Origin of the sequence: Citrobacter farmeri (assembly GCF_019048065.1) — a bacterium.
GTDB classification, from domain to species: domain Bacteria; phylum Pseudomonadota; class Gammaproteobacteria; order Enterobacterales; family Enterobacteriaceae; genus Citrobacter_A; species Citrobacter_A farmeri.
Genome location: NZ_CP077291.1, coordinates 4,310,314 through 4,323,920, shown reverse-complemented (window position 1 = coordinate 4,323,920; position 13,607 = coordinate 4,310,314). Strand labels below are relative to the sequence as shown.

Genomic DNA, 13,607 nt, shown 5'->3' with positions numbered 1-13,607 from the left:
CATAATGCGTAGTTACTATGGCAGGGAGTCTGTCAGTACGCAGCGAAATTTAGTTAATTAAGTGTAAATTTCTGCGGCGTTTGTGTTTACTTCACTTTAACCAGCGTACGGCCTTGCACCTGGTTATTAATGATGGCATTAGCGAACTTCGGCGCGTCGGCCAGCGAAATTTCCGTCGCGGCCTGTGCATAGAATGATTCTGGTAAATCATTTACCAGACGTTGCCAGGCCTGTGCGCGCCGCGCCGGCGGTGTCATTACGGAATCAACCCCTTGCAGGCGGACGTTGCGCAAAATAAATGGCATCACCGTCGTCGGCAGGACAAAACCGCCCGCCAGACCACAGGCAGCAACACAGCCGCCGTAGTTCATCTGCGCCAGCACTTTCGCCAGTACTTTATCGCCCACGGTATCAATCGCTCCAGCCCACAGTTGTTTTTCCAGCGGACGAGATTCCGCGAACTCATCACGGCCCAGGATACGGCTTGCGCCTAACTGCCGGAGATAATCATGCGTACTTTCGCGTCCGGATACCGCAACAACCTGATAGCCCAGCTTATGCAACAGCGCGACCGCGGTACTGCCGACGCCGCCACTGGCGCCCGTCACCACGACTTCACCGTCTTGCGGACGAATGCCTGCCTCTTCAAGGGCCATCACGCACAGCATGGCAGTAAACCCGGCGGTGCCGATCACCATCGCTTTACGGCTGTCCAGCCCCTTTGGCAATGCAACCAGCCAGTCCGCTTTCACTCGTGCCTGTTCTGCCAGACCGCCCCAATGGTTTTCGCCAACGCCCCAACCGGTCAGCAATACCTCCTGGCCCGCATGAAAACGAGGATCTTCGCTGGCCCGAACGGTACCGGCGAAATCAATGCCAGGAATCATCGGAAAGTTGCGGATGATTTTTCCTTTTCCGGTGATGGCGAGCGCATCTTTATAGTTCAGACTGGACCAGTGGACATCCACTGTGACATCGCCTTCTGGCAGCCGACTTTCTTCGAGAGTCTGCACGGATGCACGGGTTTTACCGTCCTGCTGTTCTAAGATCAAAGCCTGCATAACCTGTCCTCAATTTTGCATGGTGGATTGGAAAATGACGTCTGAAGACTATACTCGCTAATTGAAACGTGAAGCCGATGCAACGCAATAAATTGCCAGATACACCTGATTTGGTAGTATGCACTCACTCTTTGCGCAACCGGACGAATTTCGCGTTCAGTTAAGCAGTTTCATGTCACAATTCAACCGTCGGAGTTAACTCAAGGATGCGATTAACGACGAAATTCTCAGCTTTTGTCACGCTACTCACCGGGTTAACCATCTTTGTGACCCTGATCGGCTGCTCGCTGAGTTTTTACAACGCCATCCAGTACAAGATGAGCCATCGTGTCCAGTCGGTGGCGACAGCGATTGATACGCATCTGGTTTCGCGCGATTTCAACCAGTTAACCTCGCTGATCGATGAACTGATGGTGTCAGCGGACATTGTGCGCGTCGATCTGTTGCAGGGCGATAAGGTCATTTATAGCCAAACCCGCAACAGCAGCTATCGCCCGGTTGGCACCAGTAATCTCTTTCGCGAGCTTTCGGTTCCGCTGATGAAACACCCGGGAATGACGATGGATCTGGTCTACCAGGATCCGATGGGCAACTATTTTCATTCACTGATAACCACTGCGCCGCTCACGCTGGCTATTGGCTTTATTGTGCTAATGCTGTTTCTGTCGGTGCGTTGGCTTCAGCGTCAACTTTCCGGGCAGGAACTGTTGGAGATACGCTCGACGCGAATTTTGAATGGAGAGCGCGGTGCCAGCGTACGGGGTACTGTCTATGAATGGCCGACGCGCACCAGCAGCGCACTGGATATGCTACTGGCTGAAATCCAGAGCGCTCAGGAGCAGCGCAGCCGTCTCGATACGCTGATTCGCTCTTACGCCGCGCAGGACACCAAAACCGGTCTCAGTAATCGGCTCTTCTTTGACAACCAACTGGCAACGCTGCTGGACGATCAGGAAAAAGTCGGCGCGCATGGTGTGGTGATGATGATTCGCCTGCCGGACTTTAACCTGCTGCGCGACAGTTGGGGGCGTAACCTTGCTGAAGAAGAACTGTTCAGCCTGATCAATTTATTATCCACCTTTATGATGCGTTATCCGGGGTCACTGTTGGCGCGTTACCATCGCAGTGACTTTGCCGTTCTCCTGCCACACCGCACCCTGAAAGAGGCGGAAAGCGTAGCCGGACAACTATTAAAAGCGGTTGATGCACTTCCGACTAATAAAATGCTCGATCGTGACGATATGGTACATATCGGTATATGCGCCTGGCGTAGCGGACAGTCGACCGAACAGGTGATGGAACATGCCGAAGCGGCGACCCGTAACGCCGTGCTGCAGGGCGGGAACAGTTGGGCGGTGTATGACGATTCACTGCCGGAAAAAGGGCGTGGCAACGTGCGCTGGCGGACGCTGATTGAGCAGATGCTGAGTCGAGGCGGCCCGCGAATCTATCAGAAACCGGCCGTCACCCGGGACGGGCACGTTCATCATCGGGAACTGATGTGCCGGATCTTCGATGGTAATGAAGAGGTCAGTTCGGCGGAATACATGCCGATGGTTTTACAGTTTGGTTTATCAGAAGAGTATGACCGCTTACAAATCAGTCGTGTCATCCCACTGTTGAACTACTGGCCAGAAGAGAACCTGGCAATGCAGGTGACGGTAGAGTCGCTGATTCGTCCGCGTTTTCAGCGTTGGTTACGCGATACCTTGATGCAGTGTGAAAAATCGCAACGAAAACGCATAATTATTGAACTTGCAGAGGCGGATGTAGGTCAACACATCAGCCGATTGCAACCCGTCATCCGCTTAGTGAATGCATTGGGTGTTCGGGTTGCCGTCACACAGGCGGGTTTAACGCTGGTGAGTACCAGCTGGATTAAAGAGCTCAATGTGGAATTGATCAAGCTCCACCCGAGTCTGGTCAGGAACATTGAGAAGCGAACGGAAAACCAGTTGCTGGTTCAAAGCCTGGTGGAAGCGTGCTCGGGTACCAGCACCCAGGTTTATGCAACGGGCGTACGTTCGCGCGGTGAGTGGCAGACGCTGACAGCGCGTGGTGTTTCCGGTGGACAGGGGGATTTTTTTGCTGCCTCCCAGCCGCTGGATACCAATGTGAAAAAATATTCTCAAAGATACTCGGTTTAACCTGCCGTTTGTTCAGTTTTCACGTAGAATAACGCGCGCTGTGCCTTCATGGGGGTGTGCTTGTCTGCTCGCCATTTTGTAACAGCACATATGCAGGTGAATGACCTTAAACCGGTTGCAAATGAGGGCGAGGATTGCTGCTGAAGTGCTCAGCCCTGAGGGACTCAGGTAGAGATTTGTAACAGAGGAAACGAACTGCACTAATTTTCACCGTAGCAGATGATTTTTGCGCCTTGTCGCTGCTGCGTGTGGTTGGTAAAGTAAGCGGATTTTGTTTTCCGCCCCAGCTTTCAGGATTATCCCTTAGTATGTTGAAAAAATTTCGTGGCATGTTTTCCAATGACTTGTCCATTGACCTGGGTACCGCGAATACCCTCATTTATGTAAAAGGACAAGGCATCGTATTGAATGAGCCTTCCGTTGTGGCCATTCGTCAGGATCGTGCCGGTTCACCGAAAAGCGTGGCTGCAGTAGGTCATGATGCGAAGCAGATGCTGGGCCGTACGCCGGGCAATATTGCTGCTATTCGCCCAATGAAAGACGGCGTTATCGCTGACTTCTTCGTGACTGAAAAAATGCTCCAGCACTTCATCAAGCAAGTGCATAGCAACAGCTTTATGCGTCCAAGCCCGCGTGTGCTGGTGTGTGTACCGGTTGGTGCCACTCAGGTTGAGCGTCGTGCTATTCGTGAATCCGCACAGGGCGCTGGCGCCCGCGAAGTCTTCCTGATTGAAGAGCCGATGGCTGCGGCAATTGGCGCTGGCCTGCCGGTTTCTGAGGCAACCGGTTCCATGGTTGTGGACATCGGTGGCGGTACGACGGAAGTCGCTGTTATCTCTCTGAACGGCGTGGTCTATTCTTCTTCTGTACGTATCGGCGGCGATCGCTTCGATGAAGCCATCATTAATTATGTGCGCCGTAACTACGGATCTCTTATCGGTGAAGCCACCGCAGAACGTATCAAGCATGAAATCGGTTCTGCCTATCCGGGCGACGAAGTGCGTGAAATTGAAGTGCGCGGCCGTAACCTGGCTGAAGGTGTTCCTCGCGGCTTCACCCTGAACTCTAACGAGATTCTGGAAGCTCTGCAGGAGCCGCTGACCGGTATCGTTAGCGCGGTGATGGTTGCACTGGAACAGTGCCCGCCGGAACTGGCGTCTGATATCTCCGAGCGCGGAATGGTGCTCACTGGTGGTGGCGCGCTGTTGCGTAACCTTGATCGTCTGTTAATGGAAGAAACCGGTATTCCAGTTGTTGTTGCTGAAGACCCGCTGACCTGTGTGGCGCGTGGCGGTGGTAAAGCGCTGGAAATGATCGATATGCACGGCGGCGACCTGTTCAGCGAAGAGTAATCGGATGCCGGCAGGAGAGCGTCACGCTGTCCTGCCGACTCTGATACGAGAATACGCAAACTTATGAAGCCAATTTTTAGCCGTGGCCCGTCGCTACAGATTCGCCTTATTCTGGCGGTGTTGGTGGCGCTCGGCGTTATTATTGCCGATAGCCGCCTGGGTACGTTCAGTCAGATCCGTACGTACATGGATACCGCCGTCAGTCCTTTCTACTTTATTTCCAATGGTCCCCGTGAATTGCTTGACGGCGTCTCCCAAACGCTCGCGTCACGCGACCAGCTTGAGCTTGAAAACCGGGCGCTGCGCCAGGAACTGCTGTTAAAAAACAGTGAACTGTTGATGCTGGGGCAGTACAAACAGGAGAACGCGCGCCTGCGTGAGCTGCTGGGTTCACCGCTGCGCCAGGATGAACAAAAGATGGTGACGCAGGTCATCTCTACGGTTAACGATCCTTACAGCGACCAGGTGGTTATCGACAAAGGCAGCGTGAACGGCGTTTACGAAGGCCAGCCGGTAATCAGCGATAAAGGTGTGGTCGGCCAGGTCGTCGCGGTAGCGAAACTGACCAGCCGTGTTCTGTTAATTTGCGATGCCACTCATGCCTTGCCCATTCAGGTGTTGCGCAACGACATCCGGGTGATTGCGGCCGGTAACGGCTGTACCGACGATCTGCAACTCGAACACCTGCCAGCCAATACCGATATTCGCGTTGGCGACGTGCTGGTCACATCGGGTCTGGGCGGACGTTTCCCTGAAGGTTATCCGGTTGCGGTGGTTTCTTCCGTCAAGCTGGATACCCAACGTGCTTACACTGTGATTCAGGCGCGCCCTACCGCAGGCTTGCAGCGTCTGCGGTATCTGCTGCTGTTGTGGGGGGCCGACCGTAACGGTGCCAACCCGATGACGCCGGAAGATGTGCATCGTGTGGCAAATGAACGCCTGATGCAGATGATGCCACAAGTGCTGCCGTCTCCGGATATGATGGGGCCGCCACCGCCTGTGCCTGCACCGGCGACGGGTATCTCTTCGTCACCTGCCGCTTCGCCAACGGGTACGACGCAGCCTCCACCGCGTGCGCCGGGAGGCCAGTAGTGGCAAGCTATCGTAGCCAGGGGCGCTGGGTTATCTGGCTCTCGTTCTTTATCGCACTGTTACTGCAAGTGATGCCCTGGCCGGAAGAGATCATTGTCTTTCGGCCAAACTGGGTGCTGCTCATTTTACTCTACTGGATCCTCGCCCTGCCGCACCGCGTTAATGTGGGCACAGGTTTCGTGATGGGTGCCATACTGGATCTCATTAGCGGTTCCACACTTGGCGTGAGGGCGTTGTCAATGAGTATCATCGCCTATCTGGTGGCGCTGAAATTCCAGCTCTTTCGCAATCTGGCACTCTGGCAGCAGGCGCTGGTGGTGATGTTGCTTTCACTGGTGGTGGATATTATTGTTTTCTGGTCAGAGTTTTTAGTGATCAACGTTTCTTTCAGGCCTGAAGTATTCTGGAGTAGTGTAGTTAATGGTGTGCTTTGGCCGTGGCTTTTCTTGTTGATGCGTAAAGTCCGCCAGCAATTTGCAGTGCAATAAAGGTTTCTATGACGTCTCTATACTTAGCTTCCGGTTCGCCGCGCCGCCAGGAACTGCTTACGCAGTTGGGCGTTTCTTTTGAACGTATTGTCACGGGAATCGAAGAAACGCGTGGCGAGGGAGAAAGCGCACAGCAATATGTGTCACGTCTGGCGCGGGAAAAAGCCCTGGCAGGTGTGGCGCTGACGCCACGCGATCTTCCCGTGCTGGGAGCAGATACCATCGTTACCCTCAACGGTGAAGTGTTAGAGAAGCCGCGTGACGTACACCATGCGGCGCTGATGTTGCGCAAATTGTCCGGGCAAACGCATCAGGTGATGACAGCCGTTGCGTTGGCGGATAGTCAATATGTGCTCGATTGCCTGGTGATGACCGAGGTGACGTTCAGAGCGCTGACGGATGCGGACATCGCTGACTATATCGCCAGCGGTGAACCGATGGATAAAGCAGGTGCATACGGTATTCAGGGGCAGGGTGGCTGTTTTGTCAGGAAGATAAATGGCAGTTATCACGCCGTGGTCGGCTTACCGCTGGTTGAAACGTATGAGTTGCTGAGCAATTTTAACTCACTGCGTGAGAAAAGGGATAAACATGACGGCTGAATTGTTGGTAAACGTAACGCCATCGGAAACACGCGTGGCGTACATTGATGGCGGTATTCTGCAGGAAATTCATATTGAGCGCGAAGCGCGACGTGGGATCGTAGGCAATATCTACAAAGGTCGGGTCAGTCGCGTACTTCCGGGTATGCAGGCGGCTTTTGTAGATATTGGGCTGGATAAAGCTGCGTTTCTTCACGCTTCTGACATTATGCCCCACACTGAATGCGTGGCGGGTGAAGAGCAGAAACAGTTCACGGTTCGCGATATTTCAGAGCTGGTGCGTCAGGGGCAAGACCTGATGGTGCAGGTGGTAAAAGATCCGCTGGGCACCAAAGGCGCGCGCCTGACAACCGACATTACCTTGCCGTCTCGCTATCTGGTCTTTATGCCTGGTGCCTCGCACGTTGGCGTTTCTCAACGTATCGAAAGCGAAGCCGAGCGTGAACGCCTGAAAAAAGTGGTCGCCGAATACTGCGACGAGCAGGGCGGATTTATCATCCGCACCGCGGCGGAAGGGGTCTGTGAAGAGGATCTGGCGTCAGATGCCGCGTACCTTAAGCGCGTCTGGACCAAAGTGATGGAGCGCAAAAAGCGCCCGCAGACGCGTTATCAGATGTATGGCGAACTGGCGCTGGCGCAGCGTGTGCTGCGTGATTTTGCCGATGCACAGTTAGACCGCATTCGCGTGGATTCCCGTCTGACCTATGAAGCGCTGCTGGAATTTACTGCGGAATATATCCCGGAAATGACCAGCAAGCTGGAGCATTACAGCGGACGCCAGCCGATTTTCGATCTCTTTGACGTTGAAAATGAGATCCAACGTGCGTTGGAACGCAAAGTTGAACTGAAATCCGGCGGCTACCTGATTATCGATCAGACTGAAGCGATGACCACCGTCGATATCAATACTGGCGCGTTTGTTGGCCATCGTAATCTCGATGACACTATCTTTAACACAAATATTGAAGCGACCCAGGCGATTGCCCGTCAGTTGCGACTGCGTAATCTTGGCGGCATCATTATTATCGATTTTATCGACATGAATAATGAAGATCACCGTCGCCGGGTGCTGCATTCGCTTGAGCAGGCGCTGAGTAAAGATCGGGTGAAAACCAGCATTAATGGTTTTTCCCAGTTGGGTCTGGTGGAAATGACGCGTAAGCGTACGCGAGAGAGCGTGGAGCATGTGCTGTGCAACGAGTGTCCGACCTGTCATGGCCGCGGCACGGTGAAGACAGTGGAAACCGTCTGCTATGAGATCATGCGTGAAATCGTTCGCGTGCACCACGCCTACGACTCTGACCGCTTTCTGGTCTATGCTTCCCCAGCAGTCGCGGAGACCCTGAAAGGGGAAGAGTCGCACGCGCTGGCGGAAGTAGAGATTTTTGTCGGCAAACAGGTCAAAGTACAAATTGAACCGCTCTATAACCAGGAGCAGTTTGACGTCGTCATGATGTAAACCGATGCTGTGCCGCATGACGGGCGACACATTTTTAGGCAGACAAGGAGAGACGCGTGAGGCGATTGCCGGGGATATTATTGCTCACTGGAGCCGCGCTCGTCGTTGTCGTAGCGCTGCTGGTCAGTGGTTTGCGCCTGGCATTACCGCATCTCGACAGTTGGCGTCCGACGATCCTCAGCAAAATTGAGTGTGCAACGGGACTGCCGGTCCAGGCCAGCCAGATCTCTGCCAACTGGCAAAATTTTGGTCCCACCCTCGAAGCGCGTGATATCCACGCGGAGCTGAAAGACGGCGGTGAATTTTCGGTAAAACGCGTTACCCTGGCGCTGGATGTCTGGCAGAGTTTGCTACACATGCGCTGGCAGTTTCGCGATCTCACCTTCTGGCAGCTGAACTTCCGTACCAACACGCCCATTGAACGTAGCGAAGGCGGTGACGGACTGGAAGCCAGCCGAATCAACGATCTTTTCCTGCGCCAGTTCGATCACTTTGATCTACGCGACAGCCAAATCAGCTTTCTGACGCTGTCCGGCCAGCGTGCTGAACTGGCGATTCCGCAACTCACCTGGGTGAACGGTAAAAACCGCCATCGCGCGGAAGGACAAGTCAGTCTCTCCAGTCTGACCGGGCAGCACGGCGTTATGCAGGTGCGTATGGATCTGCGTGATGATGAAGGTCTGTTGAATAATGGTCGGGTCTGGCTGCAGGCTGACGACATCGACGTGAAGCCGTGGCTGGGCAAATGGATGCAGGATAACGTGGCGCTGGAAACCGCGCGCTTTAGCCTCGAAGGCTGGATGACCATCAGCAAAGGTGAAATCGCCGGTGGCGATGTCTGGCTAAAACAGGGCGGGGCAAGCTGGAAAGGCGACAATAACACGCATACGCTCTCTGTCGACAACCTGACGGCGCATATCAGCCGTGAGCAGCCCGGCTGGCAGTTTTCTATTCCTGATACCCGTATCACGATGGACGGCAAGGCCTGGCCGCGCGGTGCGTTACAACTTGCCTGGATCCCTGAGCAGGAAGTCGGCGGTGCAGACAGTAAACGCAGTGACGAACTGCGCATCCGCGCCAGCCATCTGGAGTTGTCCGGGCTTGAGGGACTGCGCCCGATGGTGTCGAAGCTCTCGCCTGCTCTGGGGGATATCTGGCTTGCCACCCAACCGAGCGGAAATATTGACACCCTGGCGCTGGATATTCCGCTTCAGGCCACAGAAAAGACCCGTTTTCAGGCGTCATGGCGCGATCTGGCGTGGAAGCAGTGGAAACTGTTGCCGGGTGCGGAACACTTCTCCGGAACGCTCTCCGGGAGCGTGGAAAATGGCGCGCTGACCGCGTCGATGAAACAGGCAAAAATGCCCTACGAAACGGTCTTTCGTGCGCCATTAGAAATTGAAGACGGTGTTGCCACGCTGAACTGGCTGAAAAATGACAAAGGCTTTCAACTGGACGGACGTAACATCGACGTGAAAGCGAAAGCGGTCCACGCGCGCGGTGGTTTCCGCTATCTGCAACCGACAGGCGATGACCCCTGGCTGGGGATTCTGGCGGGTATCAGCACCGACGACGGTTCTCAGGCCTGGCGTTACTTCCCGGAGAACCTGATGGGCAAGGCGCTGGTGGATTATCTCAGCGGCGCGATTCAGGGTGGAGAAGCGGATAATGCGACGCTGGTGTACGGCGGCAATCCGCATTTGTTCCCGTACAAGCACAACGAAGGTCAGTTTGAAGTGCTGGTCCCGCTGCGCAATGCAAAATTTGCTTTTCAACCGGACTGGCCGGCGCTGACCGATCTGAATATTGAGCTGGATTTCCTTAACGACGGCCTGTGGATGAAAACCGATGGCGTTAATTTAGGCGGCGTGAAGGCCACGAATCTGACGGCTATTATCCCGGACTACGCGAAAGAAAAGTTGCTGATTGACGCCGATATTCAGGGGCCGGGCAAGGCGGTGGGACCATATTTTGATGACACACCGTTGAAAACATCGCTGGGTGCCACGCTTGAGCAGTTGCAGATCGACGGCGATGTGAATGCTCGCTTACATCTGGATATCCCGCTGGACGGCGAACGGGTTACCGCAAAAGGCGATGTGTCGCTGCGCGATAACAGCCTGTTTATCAAACCGCTCGACAGTACTCTGAAAAACCTCAGCGGCAAATTCAGTTTTACCAATGGCAACCTGAAAAGTGAGCCGATGACGGCGAACTGGTTCAATCAGCCGCTGAACGTTGATTTTACTACCACAGAGGGCGCGAAAGCCTATCAGGTCGCGGTGAATCTCAACGGCAACTGGCAGCCCGCTCGCACCGGTGTGTTACCTTCCCAGGTCAATGACGCGCTCAACGGCAGCATGGCGTGGAGCGGCAAAGTAGGAATCGACCTGCCGTATCATTCTGGTACGACGTACAATATTGAGCTGAACAGCGATCTCCGGAATGTAAGCAGTCACTTACCTTCTCCGCTGGATAAAGAGGCTGGCGCGGCGTTACCCGTTAAAATCAAAGCAACCGGCGACCTGCGCAGCTTTACACTCACCGGTAGCGCCGGGCAGGATAACCACTTTAATAGCCGCTGGTTGCTGAATCAGAAACTGACGCTGGACCGTGCAATCTGGACGGCGGAAAGCCATACGACACCGCCTTTGCCTGAGCGAGAAGGCATTGAGCTGAATCTGCCAGCGATGGATGGTGCGCAATGGTTGGCTCTGTTCCAGAAAGGCGCGGCGGACAACGTCGGGGCCAACGCGAACTTCCCGCAACATGTTACGCTGCGCACGCCGGCGTTAACGCTGGGAGGGCAACAGTGGAACAACCTGAGTATCGTTTCCGAACCGACGCCGAAGGGTACAAACGTCGAGGCGCAGGGACGGGAGATCAACGCGACGCTGGCAATGCGCAATCACGCGCCGTGGCAGGCGTTTATCAAATACCTCTACTACAACCCCGCCACCGTCAAAACGGATAACAGCGACGCGTCAGCTTCACCATTTGCATCCGTAGATCGCGTTAGTTTCCGTGGCTGGCCTGACGTACAGTTGCGCTGTGAAGAGTGCTGGATGTGGGGACAGAAATACGGACGCATCGATGCGGATGTGGCCATTCAGGGCGATACCCTGAACCTGAGTAACGGTCTGCTGGATACCGGCTTCACCCGACTGACGGCGGACGGACAGTGGGTAAACACGCCTGGCAGCGAGCGCACCTCTTTGAAAGGGAAGCTGCGGGGTAACAAGATTGATGCGGCGGCAGGGTTCTTTGGCGTATCCACCCCCATTCGTAACGCGTCTTTTAACGTTGATTACGATCTACACTGGCGCAACCCGCCGTGGAAGCCGGAGGAAGCCTCGCTAAACGGCATCATCCGCACCCGGCTGGGCAAAGGGGAGATCACTGAGTTAAGCACCGGGCACGCGGGACAGTTGCTGCGCCTGCTGAGCTTTGACGCACTGCTGCGCAAACTGCGCTTTGATTTTAGCGATACCTTCAACGAAGGATTTTACTTCGACTCCATTCGCAGCACCGCCTGGATCAAAGACGGCATATTGCATACGGACGATACGCTGGTGGATGGACTGGAGGCGGATATCGCCATGAAAGGCTCGGTCAACCTGGTGCGTCGCGAGCTGGATGTTGAAGCGGTGGTGGCACCGGAAATCTCTGCCACGGTGGGTGTGGCTGCCGCGTTTGCGGTGAACCCGATCGTTGGCGCGGCGGTCTTTGCCGCCAGTAAAGTGCTGGGACCGCTGTGGAGTAAAGTCTCGATTCTGCGCTATCGGATCACCGGTCCGCTCGACAAACCACAGATCAACGAAGTCCTGCGTCAGCCGCGGAAAGAAAATTCGCAATGATTTGACGGGGGCAAGGAATTGCCCCACTCTCAGTACATAGAACCTCTATCGCAGTCACTAACGAGTAGCAATAACGATGAGTCTGAACCTGGTAAGTGAACAATTGCTAGCGGCGAACGGCCTGAAACATCAGGATCTGTTTGCCATTCTGGGCCAACTGGCCGAACGCCGTCTTGATTACGGCGATCTCTATTTTCAGTCGAGCTATCACGAATCCTGGGTTTTAGAAGATCGCATCATTAAAGATGGTTCTTACAATATCGATCAGGGCGTTGGCGTTCGCGCTGTGAGCGGTGAAAAAACCGGGTTTGCCTATGCCGATCAGATCAGCCTGCAGGCGCTGGAACAGAGCGCGCGTGCCGCGCGTACCATCGTGCGTGACAATGGTGACGGGAAAGTGAAGACCCTCGGTGCTGTGGAGCATTCGGCGCTGTACACCTCTGTCGATCCGCTGCAAGGCATGAGCCGTGAAGAGAAACTCGATATCCTGCGCCGCGTTGATAAAGTTGCCCGCGAAGCGGATAAACGCGTACAGGAAGTGTCGGCCAGTCTGACCGGCGTGTATGAACTGATCCTCGTTGCCGCCACCGATGGGACGCTGGCCGCCGATGTGCGTCCACTGGTGCGTCTGTCAGTCAGTGTGCAGGTGGAAGAAGACGGTAAACGTGAGCGCGGCGCCAGCGGTGGCGGCGGGCGTTTTGGTTATGATTATTTCCTCGCGGACCTGGATGGCGACGTCCGCGCTGACGTATGGGCGAAAGAGGCCGTGCGTATGGCGCTGGTGAACCTGTCTGCAGTCGCGGCACCAGCCGGGACGCTGCCCGTCGTATTGGGCGCTGGCTGGCCAGGCGTGTTGCTGCATGAAGCGGTGGGCCATGGCCTGGAAGGGGACTTTAACCGTCGCGGTACATCCGTTTTTAGCGGCCATATGGGTGAACTGGTGGCTTCTGAGCTGTGTACCGTTGTCGATGACGGCACGATGGCGGATCGCCGGGGTTCTGTGGCCATTGACGATGAAGGTACGCCTGGTCAGTACAACGTCCTGATCGAAAACGGCATTCTGAAAGGTTACATGCAGGACAAACTGAACGCGCGCCTGATGGGCGTTGCGCCGACCGGAAACGGTCGCCGCGAGTCTTACGCACATCTGCCGATGCCGCGTATGACCAACACCTATATGCTGCCGGGCAAATCCACACCGCAGGAGATCATAGGGTCCGTAGAGTACGGGATCTATGCGCCGAACTTTGGCGGTGGTCAGGTGGATATCACCTCCGGTAAATTTGTCTTCTCTACCTCAGAGGCCTATCTGATTGAAAACGGTAAAGTGACGAAGCCGGTGAAAGGGGCCACGCTGATTGGTTCAGGTATTGAAGCGATGCAGCAGATTTCGATGGTCGGGAACGACCTGAAGCTGGACAACGGTGTTGGCGTTTGCGGCAAAGAAGGTCAGAGCCTGCCGGTTGGCGTGGGTCAGCCAACGCTGAAGGTGGACAACCTGACCGTCGGCGGTACCGCGTAATTCTCTCTATCCTCTCCCGTCATGGGG

Annotated in this window: 9 protein-coding genes; 8 read left to right on the top strand and 1 reads right to left on the bottom strand. The window is 55.0% G+C overall.

All coding sequences use genetic code 11. The annotated features are described in order from the left end of the window. Positions 1-86 precede the first annotated feature (86 nt). Positions 87-1,061, bottom strand: a complete 975-nt coding sequence (acuI, locus tag I6L53_RS20345) for an acrylyl-CoA reductase (NADPH) (protein ID WP_042324964.1) — start codon at positions 1,059-1,061, stop codon at positions 87-89. A 206-nt stretch (positions 1,062-1,267) separates the two neighbouring features. Between acuI and csrD the strand changes: the two genes are divergently transcribed. The 8 genes from csrD (at position 1,268) to tldD (ending at position 13,580) form a co-directional block, all read left to right on the top strand. Beyond that, a complete protein-coding gene (gene csrD / locus I6L53_RS20340) occupies positions 1,268-3,208 on the top strand; it encodes an RNase E specificity factor CsrD (RefSeq protein ID WP_042324966.1) in 1,941 nt (646 codons plus the stop codon). A gap of 308 nt (positions 3,209-3,516) precedes the next feature. Continuing rightward, entirely contained in the window at positions 3,517-4,560 is a 1,044-nt protein-coding gene (gene mreB, locus I6L53_RS20335) for a rod shape-determining protein MreB (RefSeq protein ID WP_000913396.1), read from the top strand. A gap of 63 nt (positions 4,561-4,623) precedes the next feature. Then, positions 4,624-5,652 (top strand): rod shape-determining protein MreC, encoded by a 1,029-nt coding sequence (gene mreC, locus I6L53_RS20330; protein ID WP_042324968.1) that lies wholly within the window; start codon positions 4,624-4,626, stop codon positions 5,650-5,652. Next, positions 5,652-6,140: a rod shape-determining protein MreD gene (gene mreD / locus I6L53_RS20325; RefSeq protein ID WP_042324970.1), complete on the top strand. Its 489-nt coding sequence runs from the start codon at positions 5,652-5,654 to the stop codon at positions 6,138-6,140. The genes mreC and mreD overlap by 1 nt, the downstream gene beginning before the upstream one ends. Positions 6,141-6,148: 8 nt before the next feature. Then, entirely contained in the window at positions 6,149-6,742 is a 594-nt protein-coding gene (locus I6L53_RS20320) for a Maf family protein (protein WP_042324972.1), read from the top strand. Next, the gene (rng, locus tag I6L53_RS20315; protein ID WP_042324974.1) at positions 6,732-8,201 is read left to right on the top strand and encodes a ribonuclease G; all 1,470 of its coding nucleotides are present in this window, start codon (positions 6,732-6,734) and stop codon (positions 8,199-8,201) included. Before I6L53_RS20320 ends, rng begins: the two co-directional genes overlap by 11 nt. 56 nt (positions 8,202-8,257) lie before the next feature. Then, a complete protein-coding gene (gene yhdP, locus I6L53_RS20310; RefSeq protein WP_042324976.1) occupies positions 8,258-12,058 on the top strand; it encodes an AsmA2 domain-containing protein YhdP in 3,801 nt (1,266 codons plus the stop codon). Between the two features lie 76 nt (positions 12,059-12,134). Next, positions 12,135-13,580 carry a metalloprotease TldD gene (gene tldD, locus I6L53_RS20305; protein ID WP_042324978.1) on the top strand — a complete coding sequence of 482 codons (1,446 nt, stop codon included), beginning with the start codon at positions 12,135-12,137 and terminating at the stop codon, positions 13,578-13,580. The last annotated feature ends 27 nt before the right edge of the window (positions 13,581-13,607 follow it).